This window comes from Rodentibacter genomosp. 1 (genome assembly GCF_001999285.1).
In the GTDB taxonomy this organism is placed as follows: domain Bacteria; phylum Pseudomonadota; class Gammaproteobacteria; order Enterobacterales; family Pasteurellaceae; genus Rodentibacter.
This window is the reverse complement of record NZ_MLHN01000007.1, coordinates 1-19,520: the sequence shown is the minus strand read 5'-3', so window position 1 is coordinate 19,520 and position 19,520 is coordinate 1. Positions and strand designations below refer to the sequence as shown.

At 40.6% G+C, this 19,520-nt stretch carries 15 protein-coding genes; 7 read left to right on the top strand and 8 right to left on the bottom strand.

Translation table 11 applies throughout. From position 1 onward, the window contains the following. Nucleotides 1-89: 89 nt before the first annotated feature. A complete protein-coding gene (plsB, locus tag BKK54_RS03430; RefSeq protein ID WP_077541530.1) occupies nucleotides 90-2,519 on the top strand; it encodes a glycerol-3-phosphate 1-O-acyltransferase PlsB in 2,430 nt (809 codons plus the stop codon). A gap of 56 nt (nucleotides 2,520-2,575) precedes the next feature. Here the strand turns inward: plsB and BKK54_RS03425 are convergent, their stop codons facing one another. Next, complete coding sequence (locus tag BKK54_RS03425; RefSeq protein WP_077541528.1) at nucleotides 2,576-3,418, bottom strand: ZIP family metal transporter; 843 nt, start codon at nucleotides 3,416-3,418, stop codon at nucleotides 2,576-2,578. Between the two features lie 261 nt (nucleotides 3,419-3,679). Between BKK54_RS03425 and aroK the strand changes: the two genes are divergently transcribed. Genes aroK through BKK54_RS03410 form a run of 3 tightly spaced genes read left to right on the top strand, consistent with a single transcriptional unit; the run spans nucleotide 3,680 to nucleotide 6,183 of the window. After that, nucleotides 3,680-4,222: a shikimate kinase AroK gene (gene aroK, locus BKK54_RS03420; protein ID WP_077541526.1), complete on the top strand. Its 543-nt coding sequence runs from the start codon at nucleotides 3,680-3,682 to the stop codon at nucleotides 4,220-4,222. Between the two features lie 19 nt (nucleotides 4,223-4,241). After that, entirely contained in the window at nucleotides 4,242-5,330 is a 1,089-nt protein-coding gene (gene aroB / locus BKK54_RS03415) for a 3-dehydroquinate synthase (RefSeq protein ID WP_077541524.1), read from the top strand. A 1-nt stretch (nucleotide 5,331) separates the two neighbouring features. Then, nucleotides 5,332-6,183: a Dam family site-specific DNA-(adenine-N6)-methyltransferase gene (locus BKK54_RS03410; protein ID WP_077541522.1), complete on the top strand. Its 852-nt coding sequence runs from the start codon at nucleotides 5,332-5,334 to the stop codon at nucleotides 6,181-6,183. On the opposite strand, the gene BKK54_RS03405 is transcribed toward BKK54_RS03410, so the two are convergent. After that, nucleotides 6,173-6,502: a DciA family protein gene (locus BKK54_RS03405; RefSeq protein WP_077541520.1), complete on the bottom strand. Its 330-nt coding sequence runs from the start codon at nucleotides 6,500-6,502 to the stop codon at nucleotides 6,173-6,175. The two genes, BKK54_RS03410 and BKK54_RS03405, sit on opposite strands and share 11 nt — an antisense overlap. A gap of 76 nt (nucleotides 6,503-6,578) precedes the next feature. Here BKK54_RS03405 and secM point away from each other — a divergent pair, with 76 nt between their 5' ends. The 3 genes from secM to mutT all read left to right on the top strand — a co-directional run bounded on the left by secM (nucleotide 6,579) and on the right by mutT (nucleotide 10,149). Continuing rightward, on the top strand, nucleotides 6,579-6,878 hold the full coding sequence (gene secM / locus BKK54_RS03400) for a secA translation cis-regulator SecM (RefSeq protein WP_077541753.1): 300 nt from the start codon (nucleotides 6,579-6,581) through the stop codon (nucleotides 6,876-6,878). A 114-nt stretch (nucleotides 6,879-6,992) separates the two neighbouring features. Next, nucleotides 6,993-9,692, top strand: a complete 2,700-nt coding sequence (secA, locus tag BKK54_RS03395) for a preprotein translocase subunit SecA (RefSeq protein WP_077541518.1) — start codon at nucleotides 6,993-6,995, stop codon at nucleotides 9,690-9,692. A gap of 55 nt (nucleotides 9,693-9,747) precedes the next feature. Then, nucleotides 9,748-10,149, top strand: coding sequence for an 8-oxo-dGTP diphosphatase MutT (mutT, locus tag BKK54_RS03390; RefSeq protein ID WP_077541751.1), 402 nt, complete (start codon nucleotides 9,748-9,750; stop codon nucleotides 10,147-10,149). Here mutT and holA read toward each other — a convergent pair whose 3' ends face one another. From holA to BKK54_RS11600, 6 genes are all read right to left on the bottom strand, one after another. Further along, nucleotides 10,150-11,184, bottom strand: a complete 1,035-nt coding sequence (holA, locus tag BKK54_RS03385; protein WP_077541515.1) for a DNA polymerase III subunit delta — start codon at nucleotides 11,182-11,184, stop codon at nucleotides 10,150-10,152. It lies immediately after the preceding gene. Continuing rightward, nucleotides 11,184-11,675 (bottom strand): LPS assembly lipoprotein LptE, encoded by a 492-nt coding sequence (lptE, locus tag BKK54_RS03380; protein ID WP_077541513.1) that lies wholly within the window; start codon nucleotides 11,673-11,675, stop codon nucleotides 11,184-11,186. The genes holA and lptE overlap by 1 nt, the downstream gene beginning before the upstream one ends. A gap of 81 nt (nucleotides 11,676-11,756) precedes the next feature. Further along, nucleotides 11,757-11,981, bottom strand: coding sequence for a hypothetical protein (locus tag BKK54_RS03375; protein ID WP_244153101.1), 225 nt, complete (start codon nucleotides 11,979-11,981; stop codon nucleotides 11,757-11,759). Between the two features lie 59 nt (nucleotides 11,982-12,040). Further along, nucleotides 12,041-12,172 carry a nucleotidyltransferase substrate binding protein gene (locus BKK54_RS11905; RefSeq protein WP_143541411.1) on the bottom strand — a complete coding sequence of 44 codons (132 nt, stop codon included), beginning with the start codon at nucleotides 12,170-12,172 and terminating at the stop codon, nucleotides 12,041-12,043. 53 nt (nucleotides 12,173-12,225) lie between these two features. Beyond that, complete coding sequence (leuS, locus tag BKK54_RS03370) at nucleotides 12,226-14,814, bottom strand: leucine--tRNA ligase (RefSeq protein ID WP_077541511.1); 2,589 nt, start codon at nucleotides 14,812-14,814, stop codon at nucleotides 12,226-12,228. A gap of 320 nt (nucleotides 14,815-15,134) precedes the next feature. Next, on the bottom strand, nucleotides 15,135-19,520 hold a 4,386-nt coding region (locus BKK54_RS11600), incomplete at its 5' end, for an Ig-like domain-containing protein (RefSeq protein ID WP_143541410.1).

Genomic DNA, 19,520 nt, shown 5'->3' with positions numbered 1-19,520 from the left:
TTATATTTCATACCAAAATTTTAAGGGATTATAACTGGTCTAATATGATATTATTGAGTCGATAATTGATAACAAAAGAGAACCTGATTATGTCGAGTATCGTGAATGCCTATCGTAAACTGTTAGAATTTCCCTTATCGTTCTTAGTAAAAAATAATCCTATCCCAGCCAATCCAGCTGAAGAACTTCAACTTAATCTTTCCCAACCTATCGTCTATGTTTTACCCTATACCTCTCAAACCGATTTTGTGATTTTCCGTCGAAATTGTTTGAATGTAGGTTTACCGGATCCCGCTCAGAAAAATGATGTGCATGGAGTCAGTTTGCCCCGCTATGTGTATTTAGATGAGGGACGTCGTTTTTTTAAATCAAAAGGTGCAAAAGACGAAACTACTCAGGTATTTAACAACTATTTAGAATTACACCGCACCTTTGAAGATTTAGATGTACAAATCGTACCGGTTTCCGTTCTTTGGGGGCGCTCACCGGGACATGAAGATAAAGCAGCTTTACCCAACTTACGATTATTGAATGGTGTACAAAAAACCTTTGCGGCGATTTGGTTTGGACGTGATACCTTTGTGCGTTTTTCTCAAGCAGTTTCATTACGCTATATGGTGAACGAATATGGTTCTGATGAGAAAATGGCACAAAAATTAGCACGTGTTGCCAAAATGCACTTTGCCCGTCAGCGTATTTCAGCTACGGGTCCACGTTTGCCGAATCGTAAAGCGATGTTTAATAAACTTCTACAATCCACTGCTATTCAAGCGGCAATTGAAGATGAGGCCAAAAGTAAAAATATTAGCCGTGAAAAAGCAGAAAAAGAAGCCTACAAAATTTTAGATGAGATCGCAGCAGATGTGAGCCATTCTAGTCTTAGAGCAGCAGATCGTTTTTTACGTTGGCTATGGAATAAGTTATATTCCGGCATTGATGTACAAAATGCTGATCGTGTTCGTAAGCTTGCCCTTGAAGGCCATGAGATTGTCTATGTCCCTTGCCACCGAAGCCACATTGACTATTTATTGCTTTCTTATGTACTTTATCATCAAGGCTTAGTCCCTCCCCACATTGCGGCGGGAATTAACCTTAATTTCTGGCCGGTAGGCCGTCTTTTCCGTAGTTGGGGGGCGTTCTTTATTCGCCGTACTTTCAAAGGTAATCGACTTTATTCCTCTATCTTCCGAGAATATTTAGCAGAATTATTCCATCGAGGCTATTCGGTAGAATATTTTATTGAAGGTGGGCGTTCCCGTACCGGTCGTTTACTCGCCCCTAAAACGGGAATGATGTCAATGACCTTGCAAGCCCTTCAACATAATCAAAGCCGTCCCATTTCAGTCGTTCCTGTTTATGTGGGCTATGAACACGTGTTGGAAGTGGACACTTATGCAAAAGAATTACGCGGTGCGGCAAAAGAAAAAGAAAATGCAGGCTTGGTGATTCGTGTGATTAAAAAATTACGTAATTTAGGACAAGGTTTCGTGAATTTTGGTGAGCCGATTACGCTATCCAATTATCTCAATCAACATTTTCCTAATTGGAAAGAAAATAACCACGAAGACAAACCTCATTGGTTTAATCAAGCTGTAGATATGGTTTCCCGACAAGTGATGATTAATATCAATAAAGCAGCGGCTGTCAATGCAATGAATTTAGTGGGAACAACGCTACTCTCCTCCCGTCAGCGCGCCCTTGCCCGTGAACAATTGCTTGAGCAATTGGATAGCTACCAACAAATGTTGCAAAATGCACCTTATTCCGAAGATATGGTCATTCCAACAGATTCACCTAAAGCGATGTTAGAACACGTATTAAGTCTTGATCGTGTCGGTGTATTAATTGAAAAAGATAACTTTGGTGAAATTGTTCGTCTTGAACGCACCTCAGCGGTATTAATGACTTACTATCGTAATAACATTCAACACGCCTTTGTTTTACCCTCTTTGGTTGCGAGTATTGTGCTCCATTATGAGGCAATTCAGAAAGATCTCTTATTAGATGCCGTCAGTAAAATCTACCCATTCTTAAAAGGCGAACTTTTCCTACATTTCAATCAGGAAGAATTAAAACAACAGGTAAGCAAAATTATTACGGAATTTACACGTCAAGGGGTAATCCATAACCGTGAAAATCTCCTTTCTATCGACCGTTCAAAAGTCCGAATTTTACAACTTTGGTCTGCCGGAGTGCGTGAAATTTTACAACGTTACTACATCACAACGACTCTCTTACAGAAAGACCCACAAATCTCCCGTGCAACCTTAGAAAAAGAAAGTCAGTTAGTCGCACAACGCCTGTCAGTCCTACATGGTATTAATGCACCGGAATTCTTTGATAAAGCGGTATTCTCTGCATTTATTGCGAATTTAAAAGAGGAGGGCTATTTTGATGAGCAAGGTCAGGGCAATCTTCCTTATTTGAATGCATTATCCTCCATCCTTGAGCATCTCATTTCCACAGAAATCAGCCTAACCATTAAAGGTACGGTTGAAAAAGCAGAAGAGATAGAATAGCAACCAAAGTGCGGTTAAAATTCAAAACGATTTTAACCGCACATTTTTTCTAATTGCTACCCTAATGCCACATCTAAAATCATCATCAACGAAAAACCCAACATTAAGCTGAGTGTCGCAATATCGGTATTACCGTTACTTTGCGATTCGGGAATAAGCTCTTCAACCACAACGAAGATCATCGCCCCTGCCGCAAAGGCGAGAGCATAAGGAAGAATTGATGTCATGGATATCACAAATAATGCACCAATCACGGCACCAACAGGCTCAACAATGGCGGAGAAAGCACCGTAAGTAAAGGCTTTCATTCTGCTATGTCCTTCAGCCCGAAGTGGCATAGACAACGCAGAGCCTTCCGGCACATTTTGTAACCCCATACCAATCGCAAGTCCAATAGCACTTAATGTCAAAGGAAGGGTATCTGCATTTTCACTAAGCGTTGCCACAGCACCAAATGCCACACCAATCGCAAGCCCCTCAGGAATGTTATGAATAGTAATTGCCAAGAAAAGTAACATGGATTTGGATAATCTACGGCGGGGCTGCATACCTTCCGCCTCTTCAATCGGTTTACTTAAATGCAAATGAGGAACAAGGTAATCCACTCCACGTAAAAATAATCCCCCTATCAAAAATCCAACGAGCGTCGGAAGCCAATACCATTCACTTTGGTTTTGTTTACTAAATTCAAAAGATGGCTCTAGTAACGACCAAAAAGAAGCAGCAATCATCACGCCGGCAGCAAATCCCATCATACTATCAAGCAGTTTCTGATTAACCTGTTTAAAAAAGAACACAAAGGCAGAGCCAAAAATCGTGCAAAACCACGTAAATAAGCCAGCGATCAATGCCTGTAATACCGGGTTAAGCGATAAAAAAGAATAAAAAAGTGTCGTCATAAAATCCCTCATAAAAACTATGCCTACTATACATTTGCAAGAATAAAAGCTCAATCTGTTAATCTGATAGGCAAATAAAAATACATTTTCTAACCGCTCTTTAAGGTTTTCCAAAATAAATTCCCTTTAAAGGTTGAAAATTAGGGTGATTTATTGCGATAATCCCAAAGATTTTTGGGTGATCTTTTCGCAACCTTTTGTGGTTTTGCTTTCTCTTTTTAAAAGATCAATTTTAAGTAAATTTATCGTTAGAAAAAAACAATGGCTGAAAAACGTAATATTTTTTTAGTGGGCCCAATGGGAGCAGGTAAAAGCACTATTGGACGCCAATTAGCACAGCAATTAAACATGGACTTTTTAGACTCCGATGCCGTTATTGAAGAACGTACCGGTGCAGATATTAGTTGGATTTTTGATTTAGAAGGAGAGGAAGGTTTCCGTAAGCGTGAGGAACGGGTCATTAATGAATTAACACAGATGCAAGGTATTGTACTCTCTACCGGAGGCGGGGCAGTGATGTCTAAAGATAACCGTAATTATCTATCTGCTCGTGGCATTGTGATTTATTTAGAGACGACTGTTGATAAACAATTCCAACGTACACAACGTGATAAAAAACGACCGCTCTTACAAGGTGTTGATGATCCTCGCCAAGTCTTGGAAGAGTTAGCAAAAATTCGCAATCCACTTTATGAGGAAATTGCCGACATCACACTTCCAACCGATGAGCAAAACACCAAAGTAATGGTGAATCAAATTGTTGATTTAATTGACAATATGAATGGATTAAATAGTTCGCTTTAATATAAAAAAGGGATAAATTATGTTGTGCGTCAATGTAGAGTTGCAAGAACGTCGTTACCCGATTTTGATTGGTAGTGGTTTACTCCAAAATGAACAAAATTACCCGGTAAAGCAAGGGGATAGGGTAATGATTGTGACGAATCCTACTGTCGCACAATTTTACTTGGAAAGCGTCATGACAGCACTTCAAAAGCGAGGGGCTGTTACCGAGTATGTTCTCATTCCCGATGGTGAAAAATATAAAACCCTTGAGTCATTAAACCTAATCTTTACTGCGCTTTTAAAAGCAAATCACGGGCGTGATACAACAATTATTGCCCTTGGCGGTGGAGTGATTGGTGATGTCGCCGGCTTTGCTGCGGCAAGCTATCAACGGGGAGTGCGTTTAATTCAGATTCCAACCACGCTACTTTCACAAGTGGATTCTTCTGTTGGCGGAAAAACTGCCGTCAATCATGAGCTCGGTAAAAATATGATTGGCGCTTTCTATCAACCTTCCATGGTACTGATCGATACCTTGACACTCAATACACTACCAAAGCGTGAAGTGAATGCAGGCCTTGCCGAAGTGATAAAATACGGTGCCATTCTTGATAATGAATTTTTTGTTTGGTTAGAAAAACATGTTGATGATCTCGTCGCACTGAAACAAGATATACTTCAACACTGTGTTGCTCGCTGTTGCCGGATCAAAGCGGATGTGGTTGCTCGCGATGAAACAGAAAAAGGCGATCGTGCTTTACTCAATCTCGGTCATACATTTGGTCATGCTATTGAAACCCATTTAGGTTATGGCAATTGGTTACATGGTGAAGCAGTTTCTACAGGAATGATGGTGGCAGCAGTACTCTCTGAAGAATTAGGTCATCTTTCTTTAGCAGATGTCTCTCGCCTAGAAAAACTCCTTGCCCGTGCCAATTTACCTACAGTATCACCCGATACGATGCAACCGGAAGATTACTTACCACATATGATGCGTGATAAAAAAGTGCTTGCCGGTAAACTTCGTCTTGTGTTGCTTAAATCGCTTGGTCAAGCCTATGTCGCAACAAACACTGATCATACCCTCGTGTTAAACGCTATTCGACGTTGCACACAAACGGACTAAAATGCCACGTCCGAAAAAACAAATTAAGCCAAATATCAAACACCGCCCATTTTTAAAATGGGCCGGTGGTAAATTTCGTTTAACGGATGAAATAAACAATGCTTTTCCAAAGAAAAAACAATGTTTAGTTGAACCCTTTGTTGGTGCCGGTGCAGTATTTTTGAATACAAATTTTGAACGCTATATTTTGGCGGATATCAACCCTGATTTGATTAACTTATTCAATATTATCAAAGCTGATGTTGAAGGCTATATCAAAGCCTGTAAACCCATTTTCTATGCACCAAATGCCAACACCCCAGAATATTACTATGCTAAACGTCGTCAATTTAATGAATCTAACGATCCTTTTGAACGTTCTATCATTTTCCTCTATCTTAACCGCTTTGGGTTTAACGGTTTATGTCGCTATAACAGCAAGAATGAATTTAATGTCCCTTTTGGCGCCTATAAAACCCACTATTTTCCAGAAAATGAGTTACGCTATTTCGCTCATAAGGCTCAAAGTGCGGTCTTTTTTTGTGGTGATTTTCAAGAAACCTTTGAACTGGCTGACAATACCTCAGTGATTTATTGTGATCCCCCTTATGCGCCACTGCATCAACATACCAATTTCACCGGTTATGCCGGAAATGACTTTGGTTTGGAGCACCAACGCACCTTAGCAGAGATTGCGAAAAAAATACAAAAAGAGAAGCAAATTCCCGTGTTGATTTCCAATCACGATACAAAATTCACGCGTGAACTCTATAAGGGTGCAAAATTTAAAGCAATGAAAGTTCAGCGTTCTATTAGCCAGAATTCGGAAAAACGAGTCAAAGTGAAAGAGTTGATTGCTATTTTTAAAGGGTGACTTTCTTAAATTCAGGGTTAATCTTTATCTCTAACCGTTTCACTTGCGGATAGTCAATTTGGATAAGTTTGAGGAGTTCTGTCTGACGAAATAAGATCCCTTGTCGCACAATCGCATTCGCCACCTCAATAAAAAGGCTATCGCCATTAATCCGGCCAATCCGGAATAAACCCTGAAATTCCTGTGGAAAAGTAAGTTTAAGTTTTTGATTTAATTCGTGAATTGCTAATCCTTTTCTCATCATTTGAGAAAAAGAAGATTGCTCAATAACATCCACAATATTGACCGCTTTTTGATAACGATCTGCCTTGTTTTCCATGAAATAACCCCAATAAATGACATAGATTTAGATTTCCGCTACAATACACGCAATTTTTATAAGAAACAATGAGATGATGATTTCAGGCAAAAGCCCCCCTTATTTTTGGTCGCGGTTACTTTTAAGTGTAATTGCGATTTTTGCTTTGCCCAATGCGCAAAGTTTAGAAAATAAAACCACAGAAAATTATTCTTCGAGTGTTTCTGTACAACAAGTATTGGAAACGACAAAGATCGCATGCCATGTACAGCGATCTTCCGTTCAGCCTTTCCCAATTTCCTATTCAGAAAAAAAATGGACTGAAATTCGACCGCACTTTGTGATGGCGGTATTCAACGTTCAAGCGCCCATTCGTGCCGGCCCTTTGCTCATTTAATTTTTTAACCACCTTTAAAGAAAGTGAAATGAGAAGATTCACATAAATATTACGATGAGTGATCAATATTTCACTCACTCATTAACTTTAACTAATGATTTTAAAAGAGAAATTATGAGCATTTTAACGAAAATTTTTGGTAGCCGTAACGACCGTATTTTACGCAAGCTAAAAAAACAAGTTGTCAAAATTAATCAATTAGAGCCCGAATTTGAAGCATTAAGTGATGATCAGCTCCGAGCCAAAACCGATGAGTTTCGCCAGCGTCTAAGCGCAGGAGAAACCTTACAAAATATTCTACCTGAAGCCTTTGCTACGGTACGTGAGGCAAGCAAACGTGTATTGGGTATGCGTCACTTTGATGTTCAGCTTATTGGGGGGATGGTGCTGACCAACCGCTGTATTGCAGAAATGCGTACCGGTGAAGGAAAAACCTTAACCGCAACCCTCCCTTGCTATTTAATTGCTCTTGAAGGAAAAGGGGTACATGTTGTGACTGTGAACGACTATCTCGCACGTCGTGATGCAGAGACCAACCGCCCATTATTTGAATTTTTAGGAATGAGCGTAGGTATCAATATCCCAGGTTTACCGCCTGAAGCAAAACGAGCGGCCTATGCAGCAGATATTACTTACGCTACCAACAGTGAACTCGGCTTTGACTATTTACGTGATAATTTAGCCCATTCAAAAGAAGAACGTTTTCAACGCTCATTGGGCTATGCATTAGTGGATGAAGTGGATTCCATTTTAATTGATGAAGCCCGTACGCCATTAATTATTTCCGGTCAAGCTGAAGATAGCTCCGAGCTTTATATCGCCGTAAACAAACTTATTCCAAATTTAATTAAACAAGAAAAAGAAGATACGGAAGAATATCAAGGTGAAGGTGATTTCACCTTAGATCTGAAATCAAAACAAGCTCACTTAACCGAACGTGGTCAGGAAAAAGTAGAAAATTGGCTCATTGATCAAGGCTTAATGCCGGAAGGTGATTCCCTTTATTCACCTGGCCGTATCGTATTATTGCATCATATTATGGCTGCCTTACGTGCACATACCTTATTTGAACGTGATGTAGATTATATCGTGAAAGATGGCGAAATTGTGATTGTCGATGAACACACAGGGAGGACTATGGCAGGTCGTCGTTGGTCTGACGGTTTACACCAAGCCATTGAAGCTAAAGAAGGAGTAGAAATTAAGAGTGAGAACCAAACGGTTGCCTCCATTTCTTACCAAAACTATTTCCGTTTGTATGAAAAACTTGCCGGTATGACTGGAACGGCTGATACCGAAGCCTTTGAATTCCAACAAATTTATGGTTTAGAAACCGTGGTGATCCCGACAAATCGCCCGATGATTCGTGATGATCGCACAGACTTGATGTTTGAAAATGAAGAATACAAATTTAATGCCATTATTGAAGACATTAAAGATTGTGTCGCACACCAACAACCGGTTTTAGTAGGAACAATTTCTGTTGAAAAATCGGAGGAATTATCGAAAGCATTGGATAAAGCAGGGATTAAACACAATGTATTAAATGCGAAATTCCACCAGCAAGAAGCAGAAATTGTAGCCGAGGCCGGTTATCCAGGGGCTGTTACCATTGCGACCAATATGGCAGGACGTGGTACGGATATTATTCTTGGTGGTAACTGGAAAGCACAGGCAGCCAAATTAGATAATCCGACCCAAGAACAACTTGACGTATTAAAAACAGAGTGGGAGAAAAATCACGATATCGTCATGAAAGCCGGTGGATTGCATATTATCGGTACGGAGCGTCATGAATCACGCCGTATCGACAACCAGTTACGTGGTCGTTCCGGTCGTCAAGGCGACCCGGGCTCTTCCCGTTTCTACCTTTCTTTGGAAGACGGTTTAATGCGAATTTACCTTAATGAAGGTAAACTCAACTTAATGCGTAAAGCTTTCACTGTGCCGGGTGAAGCGATGGAATCCAAAATGCTGGCAAAAGTGATAGCCTCTGCACAGGCGAAAGTGGAAGCCTTCCACTTTGATGGCCGTAAAAACCTCCTTGAGTATGACGATGTTGCCAATGATCAACGCCATGCCATTTATGAGCAACGCAATTATTTGTTGGATAATGATGATATTTCAGACACGATCAACGCAATTCGTCACGATGTGTTCAACAATGTCATCGACCAATATATCCCCCCACAATCGTTAGAAGAACAATGGGATGTTAAAGGGCTTGAAGAACGTTTAGCACAAGAATTTGGTATGGCATTACCTATTGAACATTGGTTAGAAGAAGATAGTAATCTTCACGAAGAAAACCTACGTGAACGAATTATAGAAATCGCCGAAAAAGAATATAAGGAAAAAGAAGCCTTAGTGGGCGAAGAAAGTCTTCGTCATTTTGAAAAAGGGGTGATGCTACAAACGTTAGACGAGCTTTGGAAAGAGCATTTAGCGGCGATGGATTATCTTCGTCAAGGCATTCACTTACGCGGCTATGCACAAAAAGATCCGAAACAGGAGTATAAAAAGGAGTCATTCCGTATGTTTACGGAAATGTTAGATTCCTTAAAACACCACGTCATCACTACCCTAACCCGTGTTCGGGTAAGAACTCAAGAAGAAATAGAAGAAGCAGAGCGTCTCCGTCAAGAAATAGCGGAACGTGAAAGCCAAACCCATCAACCACTGGACGAAAACGGGCAACCTATACAGACAGAAGAGGATTACTCTGATCGTCGTGTAGGTCGAAATGAGCCTTGCCCTTGTGGTTCGGGTAAAAAATACAAGCATTGTCACGGTAGCCGTGCTAAATACAATTAATGGTCTAAAAGTGCGGTTGTTTTTGACCGCACTTTTTTCATCTTGGATCAAACAAATGGAAAAATCTATCATACAAGTCTCAGCCGGTATCATTCGTAATGAATTTGGACAACTCTATTTGACTCAACGTTTAGAAGGGCAGGATTTTGCTCAATCTCTTGAGTTTCCTGGGGGAAAAGTCGATGCCAATGAAACACCGGAGCAAGCCTTAAAACGTGAATTGGAAGAAGAAATTGGTATTGTCGTGTTAAATGCCGAGCTTTATGAGCGCTTTCAATTTGAATATCCCACAAAGATCATTTCATTTTTCTTTTATCTCGTCGAAGAATGGATTGGCGAACCCTTTGGTCGTGAAGGACAAGAAGGTTTTTGGATTGAACAAAAAGCATTAGATGCGGGTTTATTCCCACCGGCAAATGCTAAATTAATCCAACGATTGATTGCAGAAACAGATTAATTAGAGGCAAACTTTCACCGATAAATCTGCTAATTTAGCCCATATATCAGCGCTAAATTCTTGTTTAGCCAACCGTTCAATATGGGCTAACTCTTGAATAATTTCATAAAGTTTTTGATAGGTAAATCGTTGTATCGCACTTAAAAAGAGCGGTCGGCGATTTTGCCAAACTTTGAGACGATCAAATTCTGATTTCACTTCTTGGAACGGTAACGCCTCAGTGATACGAATAGGGTGCTGAGGTCTTGTGAGTTCAAGTAAAACAAGTAATTCTCTCTGTAAAGTGCGCAATAAAATGATCGGTTGTATCTCTTCTGCCTGTAATCCAGCCAAAATGCGTTTAGCCCTATTCACTTTACCGGCAAGTAGTGCATCAATCCATTGAAAGGGCGTAAATACTGAAGATTGCTCCACAACGGCAATCACACGGTTATAAGTCAATTTATGATCAGGGTGAAGTAAATCTAAGAGCTGTAAGGCTTGTTTAAGAGCAAGCAGATTATTTTCATAGCTGTAACAAAGTTGTTGAATGGCTTCGTTATCAGCCATTAATCCCATCGCTTGAGTCCTATTTTTTACCCAACGAGGTAAATTATCAACCGTTGGTGTTTGGCAGTTTACCAGTATTGCTTTCGGCTCATATTGATTCAATGTCAAAAACCATTCTTGTTTTTCTAAAGTTTTGGCAAGCTTTGATATCGTCAGAACCAAGAGTACATCTTCATTTAATACACTTATTAATTCTTGCAGATTTTTTTGTAAAAGTGCGGTCAAATTTTCCGGTAAATTAAGAATGAGGAGTTGCTTAGTGAAAAATAACCCCATTGATTGGCAGGATTCAATCAATGTCGCCCAATCTGTTTGGCTGTCAATTTGTACCCCATTTTTTTCATCAAAACCTTGCTGAACAGCAGTTTGATAAATACTCTCCTCACTTTCAGTAAGCAGTAGCGGATCTTGCCCAACCAAGCAATAAACCTTGGCTAACCCTTGAGCAAGATGATGAGGCAATTGTTCAGGAAAAATACGATTCATTACTGATCTTTTAATTGGTTTTGTAATGCCACCATTTTAGTGATGAGTTGGCGAGCGGCTTGTTCACGCATATCATTCCAAATCACATCACGTTCCCCGGCCTTAGCCAAGGCTGCACGAGAGTTATCAAAGAAAGTGCGGTTGACTTTCGCACTGATTGGATAGGTTTTGCCATTGGCTAAACGGACACTAGCCTCCACCTCTAACATAAGGATTTTTTCCGCCTCACGTCCCCCTTTGAAAATCGAAGAAACTTCATCACTCATCGTTTGCTTATTGAGGCGTAATACCGATACGCCCTGTGTCGCATTGACAAGATGGATATCATTTGCCAAGAGTTGGCGACGCATGGCCATTGACATTTCACTATAAGGATCAGCACTCTCAAAAGTGAGAGTATGTAATTCTTGTGGAATTAATGCACCATTTTGTAAATGCAAGCCACAGGCAGTTAAAAAGAATACAAAAAGTACAACAGATTTCTTCAACATATTAAAATTTCCTGTTATGTAAAACGACAAAAATTGTTCACTACTCTAGCACAAACCCTTTACCATCAAAAGATATCTTTATCACATACACTGATAAAACACCTTTCCTACCCGATCAATATGTTCAACTAAATTCAGATTGGATAACTCGTGATAAATGAAGGGATCAAATAAATAAGGTGAATTTGAATCATCTAAATCCAACCAAATTTTCCTAAGTATTGAATGAGTTAAATTTTTCCCTTTAAGACAGAGAGCAATATCTGCTCTCTCACGATAAGCCCCTTTCGCTCTTGAACCATAAATAATGGCTTGTTCAACTTCAGGATATTTTTTTAGAATATTTTTATCATAAGTGTGAACAGTTAATTACGGCTTTCAACCATCTCTAACCATACTTCTCCATTTTGAATAAGTCCACGATTAAAAGCCAAACGTGTTGCTGCTTTTGATCCCCAAAGTTCTACTTTACCTTGATATTTCAACATATCTTGCATAATCTCCACTAATCTTAAAATAAAGGCTCGTCAAGCGAGCCTTTTATTTCATTTTACATAGGTTTTACCGCAAAACTCACCATTTTAAGTGGCACATAAATTTCTTTGACAATTTCCATACCATCAAGGAATTTAGCAACATTTTCATCTGCTTTAGCAATCGCCTTAATTTCCTGCTCAGTTGCATTGACTGATACCGTCACCTTGCCACGTACTTTACCATTTACTTGAACAACAATGAGCTTTTCATCTTCCACCATCGCTGCTTCATCAGCTTTCACCCATTCTGCGGTGTCGATACTCTTTTCATTGCCTAAGGCATGCCATAACTCAAAGCAAATGTGCGGTGTGATTGGATAAAGCATACGCACTACCGCACTCAATGCTTCCGCCATGACCGCACGATCTTGCTCGTTATCCAATGACGCTTTGGTGAGTTTGTTCATCAACTCCATAATTGCTGCAATCGCAGTATTGAAAGTTTGGCGGCGGCCAATATCGTCACTTACTTTGGCAATGGTTTTATGCACTTCACGACGAAGGGCTTTTTGATCCGCTGAAAGTGCGGTCACATTTAATGCCGTTTTTGCTGGGTTTTGTTGGTATTGATACACCAAGTTCCACACACGACCCAAGAAACGTTTCGCCCCTTCCACACCGGATTCTTGCCATTCAAGTGTCATCTCTGCCGGGGAAGCAAACATCATAAACAAGCGAACCGTATCCGCACCGTATTTTTCTACCATCTCTTGCGGGTCGATACCATTGTTTTTCGATTTCGACATTTTGGTCATACCTGAATGCACCAGTTCACGCCCCTCCGGATCTGTTGCTTTAATAATACGACCTTTCTCATCACGTTCAAGGGTAACTTGCGTTGGGCTGACCCAGATACGTTCGTTAGTCGGGCTGGTGTAATAGAAGGCATCGGCAAGCACCATACCTTGACATAATAATTTGGTTGCCGGTTCATCGCAGGTGACAAACCCGGCATCACGCAAAAGTTTGTGGAAGAAACGGAAGTATAACAAGTGCATGGTAGCGTGCTCGATACCGCCTATATATTGATCCACCGGTAACCAGTAATTCGCTTCCTCTTTATCTAACATGGCTTCTGCAAAGGTTGGCGAGGTGTAACGGGCATAATACCAAGAAGACTCCATAAAGGTATCAAAGGTATCCGTTTCTTTTAACGCCGGTGCACCATTAAAGGTGGTTTTTGCCCAGTTTGGATCGGCTTTAATCGGGCTTTTCACCCCATCCATCACGACATTTTCAGGTAGAATAATCGGTAAATCTTCCAACGGTGCAGGCACCACATCACCATTTTCAAGAGTCAGCATTGGGATTGGTGCGCCCCAATAACGTTGGCGGGATACCCCCCAATCACGCAAGCGGTAGTTCACTTGGCGTTTTGCCACGCCCATTGCTTCCAATTTATCGGCAATGCCGTTAAATGCAGCATCAAACGCTAAGCCATTAAATTCCTCAGAGTTAATCAATATACCGTGCTCAGCAAACACGGATTGGCTATAATCCCACTTGCTGCCATCAAAGGGTTCAATCACCGGTAAAATCGGTAAATCATACTTGCTGGCAAAGTCATAATCACGTGGGTCATGTGCAGGTACCGCCATGACGGCTCCCGTGCCATAATGCATTAATACAAAATTTGCTACCCAAATTGGTATTTCTTTTCCTGTGATGGGGTGAATAGCAAACAAGCCCGTTGCCATTCCTTTTTTCTCCATCGTTGCAAGCTCTGCTTCTGCAACTTTAACATTTCTGATTTCTTGGATAAATTTTGCTAATTCAGGATTATTTTCTGCCGCCTGTGTCGCCAGCGGATGAGCTGCCGCCACGGCCATGTAAGTTACGCCGTAAAAAGTATCAGGACGAGTGGTGTAAACAGCCACCTTCTCATCGCTATCTTTTACATTAAAGGTAATTTCTACCCCTTCGGAACGTCCGATCCAGTTGCGTTGCATGGTTTTCACCATATCCGGCCATTGCGGAAGATTATCCAGACCGCCTAATAATTGCTCGGCATAATCCGTGATTTTAATAAACCATTGAGGGATTTCTTTTTGTTCCACAGGCGTATCACAACGCCAACAGCAACCTTCATGGACTTGTTCGTTGGCAAGTACGGTTTCATCATTCGGACACCAGTTTACGGTTGAGGTTTTTTTATACACTAAACCTTTTTTATAAAGCTCAGTGAAAAACCATTGTTCCCATTTGTAATATTCCGATTTACAGGTTGCGATTTCACGATCCCAATCATAACCAAAGCCCAACATTTTGAGCTGGTTTTTCATATATTCAATATTTTCATATGTCCATTTTGCCGGCGCCGTCTTATTTTTAATTGCCGCCCCTTCCGCCGGCAAACCAAAAGCATCCCAACCAATCGGTTGCAATACATTTTTGCCGTTCATACGTTGATAACGTGAAATCACATCACCAATCGTATAGTTACGCACATGCCCCATATGCAAACGACCGGATGGATACGGGAACATAGAAAGACAATAATATTTTTCTTTATTTACATCTTTAATCGCTTTAAAGACTTTATTTTCTGCCCAGTATTGTTGAACTTTTGGCTCGATCATATCGGGACGATATTGTTCTTGCATAAAATCACCTTAAATTTTGACCGCACTTTTAGCGGCATTTTTACCCTATAAAATGCGACATAGAATACCGTAAAACAGCATAAATTGGTAGGGAGAGGATAACAAAGTACACTAGATCAACGAACAATTCAAAGATTCACCATAGTGCAAAAGCACGAGATGAAAACCAAAAGAAAGGACTGAATCCAACAACCTATCGGATTCAGTCCTTAAATAATAAGTTTAAACTTTGGAGAAAGACACTAAAGTGACTAAAACGCTTCCCCACAACGCTGTCAATAAAATGAGGCTAACAAAGCCTCATTTCTATTTACACTGAACTATACAATCTCAAATTGAGTTTGTTCAATGTTCAACCCTTTATTCAGCGTGGCAAAATGTACCGCATCTTTGATACCACTACCATCTTCATCATAGAAGAGTTTACCGCTCTCTGAATCATATTTGATATGATCGCTGATACTACCTGTTTTCAAAGCAGTGAAAATAACACTAGAAAGTGCAATTTTGTCACCTGCACCAAAATCAGTGATAGTATCCACATTGCCATTGAGTGCGGTTTGGAAAACGAAAGTATCACTTCCCTCACCACCAGTAAGGGTATCGGCACCTAAGCCACCGATTAAGCGATCATTACCTGCCCCACCATTGAGAGTGTTACCAATATTATTGGCGGTCATCACATTATCCAAGCTATTACCTGAGGCACTGGTTGCGGTTGTACCAAGTAAGGTGAGGTTTTCCACATTGTCCGGTAGGACGTAATCAATATGGCTGAATACCGTATCCGTTCCTTCATTTGCTAATTCAATGACCTGATCACCCGCTTGAGCGACAACATAAGTATCATCACCTGTGCCACCATACAGCGTGTCGTCACCCAAACCACCATCTAAGAAATCGTTACCGGCTCCTCCATGGATCCTATCATTGCCTTTACCACCTTGGATATTATTATCCGCATTGTTACCTGTTAGCACATCGTCATAATCGGATCCAACCAAGTTCTCAATTTGGGTACCAAATCCAATAAATGCTTGATCTTTGGTATATTGCATGAACTCTTTCTCAGTCAAAAATATTTGCTTTCTTATTGCATCAATCGTCTCTTTAGGCACGCCTTGTAATGATAATCCTGTTAGCCAAGTTTCAAGAAACTCTAATGATACCCCCTCTTTGAAAGGTAGATCATGAACAAATTGACCATTTATTGTTGTATTTTCGTCCAATCCAAAATACTGATGCTTACTAATACTTTCTTTTCCTTCAGCCACCAAAAATGCATTTAACTTATCACCACGATAAATCCATGAACCCGGTGTTAAATTCACATTAACCCCCATTTTCTCATTAGACGCATCAAAGGTATCCACTCCAGCCCCATCCCAAATATACAATGCCCCATCACTTTCTAACGCATTGTAATCTTTGAAACCATAAACATCATTACCTTTACGGGCTTCAGGATTTACGCCATAACGATAATGTAATGCCGCTAAATCAAATATGCGTGGGAAGCTATAACGAGAGACAATGGCGCCTTGTATGCCTTCAGCCACGGTTTTGTATGATTCCACGGTAAATTCTGCCGTATCTTCATAATTAAAACCATTTCGACCAGCAGAATGCTCTAATTGAAGATTATGACCAATTTCGTGAGTATTCGTATAATAGATATCAGCTTTAAGTCTAGGATTATTTTGATTTTCCTCTAATGGCGCACTATTTAGTGCAAGATGTCCACCGCTGTTAGCTATTCCACCTACCAAACCGCCATTTAAACTTTTCATAGCCGCTTTATAAATCCTTGAATCGGCTTTGTCGGCACTATCAACTTCAACAAATTTTATATTAGTATATTGCTCAATTTGTCGATAAGAGAAGCGGATAGTCTCTTTTTCTACATCTGTATAATCCGATTCATAACTTGAAATATAATTTTCTCCCTCAAGAGGCAGGCTTTTAGCTTCGTCAGCTGTCATAAAATAATAACGAATAGTAAGAGGCTCTTTCGTGCCACCTACAGGATAGGAACGATTAAATCCTAAATTATTAGTAGATGACAGAATACCATCAATAAAATAAGGGAAATTATATTCCTCTTTTGTATGATCGATTTTACGCGCTGATTTTGCGAGATCTTGGTGTTGAGAAACAAACTCAGAATTGACCGCACTTGGGGTAATATAGCTTTCGCTATCTGTTACCTCAATTTGTTTACCTGCAATATCCTGTGTTTTCAGTGTCGCAACAACTCGGTTATTGCCAAGGAGTTTTTCATTTTCAACATTTACTGAGAAAGTATTATCGGCTTGCACTGTCGCTTCAAGCACATCATTACCGATTTTAATATTTACAGTATCACCGGCTTTTGCACTGCCATCTACCTTACCACGAATTTCTGTTGTTTCAGCCTGCTTACCAACTGTTTTATCTTCAAGCACTTCCCTATCGAATACAACATTTTTTACCTTAATTTCAGGTCTGACTCCGCCATAGAATTCCCCCTTAGGCGTCATCGTATAGCTACCATCGTCATTTTTTGTTAAATCGTAAACCACTTCAAATAAATTAATAGGATCGTTATCTGAAATCATGGTATAAGGCAATTCTGCTTGTGTTTTTCGGTTCAAGAAATTAGTACTTACCGTTTGACCATTTAACGCCGCCAATTCTGAATTTGGGATATCGATATAGAATGACTTGTTCTTACCGTCAAATCCCGTCGTATAAGTCTTATCACCGATTACAATATTCACGGCCCGAATCATTCTTGCATTTTGCCCTAAAGCATAAAGACCATCGAATTCAACAGTTCCACTAATACGGCTGGTTTGAGCCAATTCTGTATTGAATGCATTACCAATATGCGTAATATCAATGCTTGCACTTAGATTTGGATCAACATCATAATTTCGGCTCACTGAACCTTCAGCCGAATTTCCTGCCTGATCGGTTACAGAAACGTTAGCAGAGACGGTACGATTTTCGATTAATGTTTGACTCTCTACCTCAGCACTGAAACGCCCATTTGTCACGACGGCTGTAGTTTGATATGAACCAATGACAATATTCACTACGGTACCATCTATCGCATCTGTCATACTTCCTTTTATAAGCACCTTCTCTTTGGCTTCTGTTACATTTAAGAAGTCATCATTGGCAATAGGATCAAGGACAATCACCGGCTGAGAAATATGCAAATCTACATCATAGGCTTTAGTTGTTGTGACACTAGCAGAATTTCCTGCTTCATCCTGAGTTGTTAGGGTTGCTTTAACTTCACGATCAGCAACGAGTTTACTTGCATCAACCTCAAGACTAAACTCACCTTGTGCAGATAGCTGAGTCGAACCAATCACCTGTTCGCCTACACTTAATGTCACAACATCATTGACATTAAACTCACCCTTTGCACTACCGGAAAGAGTAATCTTTTCTTTGCTTTCTTGAATATTGATAATATTATCATCAGTCAAATCATTTAGGCTGAGTGTCACTGTTGGTGGGGTAATATCAACCGAATAATCTTGAGATTTGCTAGCAGAAGCGGTATTACCAATCAAATTTCGAGCGAACGCCTCAACACTAACCTGTTTATCTTCCGAGTCAATAAGATCACCACCAAAGGCATTTAGGGTCCATTTATTCCCTGTTATCACAGCAGATTCGTTACGCTGACCAAAACGTACCTCAACCTTTTCAACGATGACATTCTCTTCAAAACTGATTGTTCCGCTTAACACTAAGCCACTTTCTGCATTGTCCAAGTTTAGAATCTTACCCTGATTGATCGGATCAATCGTAACATCTAATTTTGGTGGTTCCACATCCACAATATAATCTTTTTCCACCTGAGCAGAAACTACATTGCCTATTGTATCTCTCACCTCAACACTTGCGGTGATTTTGGTATTGTCAGCTAAGATAGAACCGTCAATATCCTTACTAAAAGCATTACTTGTCACCTTAGCGGTTACTGTTTCTGCGCCAATTTGAATACGAATCAACGTATCATCCGGTACATTTTCCGTTGTACCGGACAAATTAATCACCGATTCGCGCTCTGCCTGATTGATAACATTATCTTCCGTTACATTATTTAAGGTGATATTAGGCTGTTTCAGCTCTGGTTGAGCCGGCTCTTCCGGTTCTGGTTGAGCTGGTTCCTCTGGCTCTGGCTGAGCTGGTTCCTCTGGCTCTGGCTGAGCAGGTTCAGGTTCTGGTTGAACAGGCTCTTCCGGCTCTGGCTGAGCTGGTTCCTCTGGCTCTGGTTGAACAGGCTCTTCCGGCTCCGGTTGAACTGGTTCTTCCGGTTCTGGTTGAGCAGGTTCTTCCGGTTCTGGTTGAGCAAGTTCTTCCGGTTCTGGTTGAGCCGGCTCTTCTGGCTCTGGCTGAGCTGGCTCTTCCGGTTCTGGTTGAGCAGGTTTTTCAGGTTCTGGTCGAACAGGATTTTCAGGCTCTGGTTGAACAGGATTTTCAGGCTCTGGTTGAACAGGTTTTTCAGGTTCTGGTTGAACAGGTTCCTCTGGCTCTGATTGAACAGGATTTTCCGGCTCTGATTGAACAGGATTTTCCGGCTCTGGTTGAACCGGCTCTTCAGGTTCTGGTTGAACTGGCTCTTCCTGTTCTGGTTGAGTAGGCTCTTCCTGTTCTGGTTGAGTAGGCTCTTCAGGCTCTGGTTTAGCAGGCTCTTCCGGCTCCGG

Excerpts from the sequence above, each read along its gene's own strand:
- plsB (WP_077541530.1), top strand. The coding sequence starts at position 90 with ATGTCGAGTATCGTGAATGCCTATCGTAAACTGTTAGAATTTCCCTTA.
- BKK54_RS03425 (WP_077541528.1), bottom strand. The coding sequence starts at position 3,418 with ATGACGACACTTTTTTATTCTTTTTTATCGCTTAACCCGGTATTACAG.
- aroK (WP_077541526.1), top strand. The coding sequence starts at position 3,680 with ATGGCTGAAAAACGTAATATTTTTTTAGTGGGCCCAATGGGAGCAGGT.
- aroB (WP_077541524.1), top strand. The coding sequence starts at position 4,242 with ATGTTGTGCGTCAATGTAGAGTTGCAAGAACGTCGTTACCCGATTTTG.
- BKK54_RS03410 (WP_077541522.1), top strand. The coding sequence starts at position 5,332 with ATGCCACGTCCGAAAAAACAAATTAAGCCAAATATCAAACACCGCCCA.
- BKK54_RS03405 (WP_077541520.1), bottom strand. The coding sequence starts at position 6,502 with ATGGAAAACAAGGCAGATCGTTATCAAAAAGCGGTCAATATTGTGGAT.
- secM (WP_077541753.1), top strand. The coding sequence starts at position 6,579 with ATGATTTCAGGCAAAAGCCCCCCTTATTTTTGGTCGCGGTTACTTTTA.
- secA (WP_077541518.1), top strand. The coding sequence starts at position 6,993 with ATGAGCATTTTAACGAAAATTTTTGGTAGCCGTAACGACCGTATTTTA.
- mutT (WP_077541751.1), top strand. The coding sequence starts at position 9,748 with ATGGAAAAATCTATCATACAAGTCTCAGCCGGTATCATTCGTAATGAA.
- holA (WP_077541515.1), bottom strand. The coding sequence starts at position 11,184 with ATGAATCGTATTTTTCCTGAACAATTGCCTCATCATCTTGCTCAAGGG.
- lptE (WP_077541513.1), bottom strand. The coding sequence starts at position 11,675 with ATGTTGAAGAAATCTGTTGTACTTTTTGTATTCTTTTTAACTGCCTGT.
- BKK54_RS11905 (WP_143541411.1), bottom strand. The coding sequence starts at position 12,172 with ATGCAAGATATGTTGAAATATCAAGGTAAAGTAGAACTTTGGGGATCA.
- leuS (WP_077541511.1), bottom strand. The coding sequence starts at position 14,814 with ATGCAAGAACAATATCGTCCCGATATGATCGAGCCAAAAGTTCAACAA.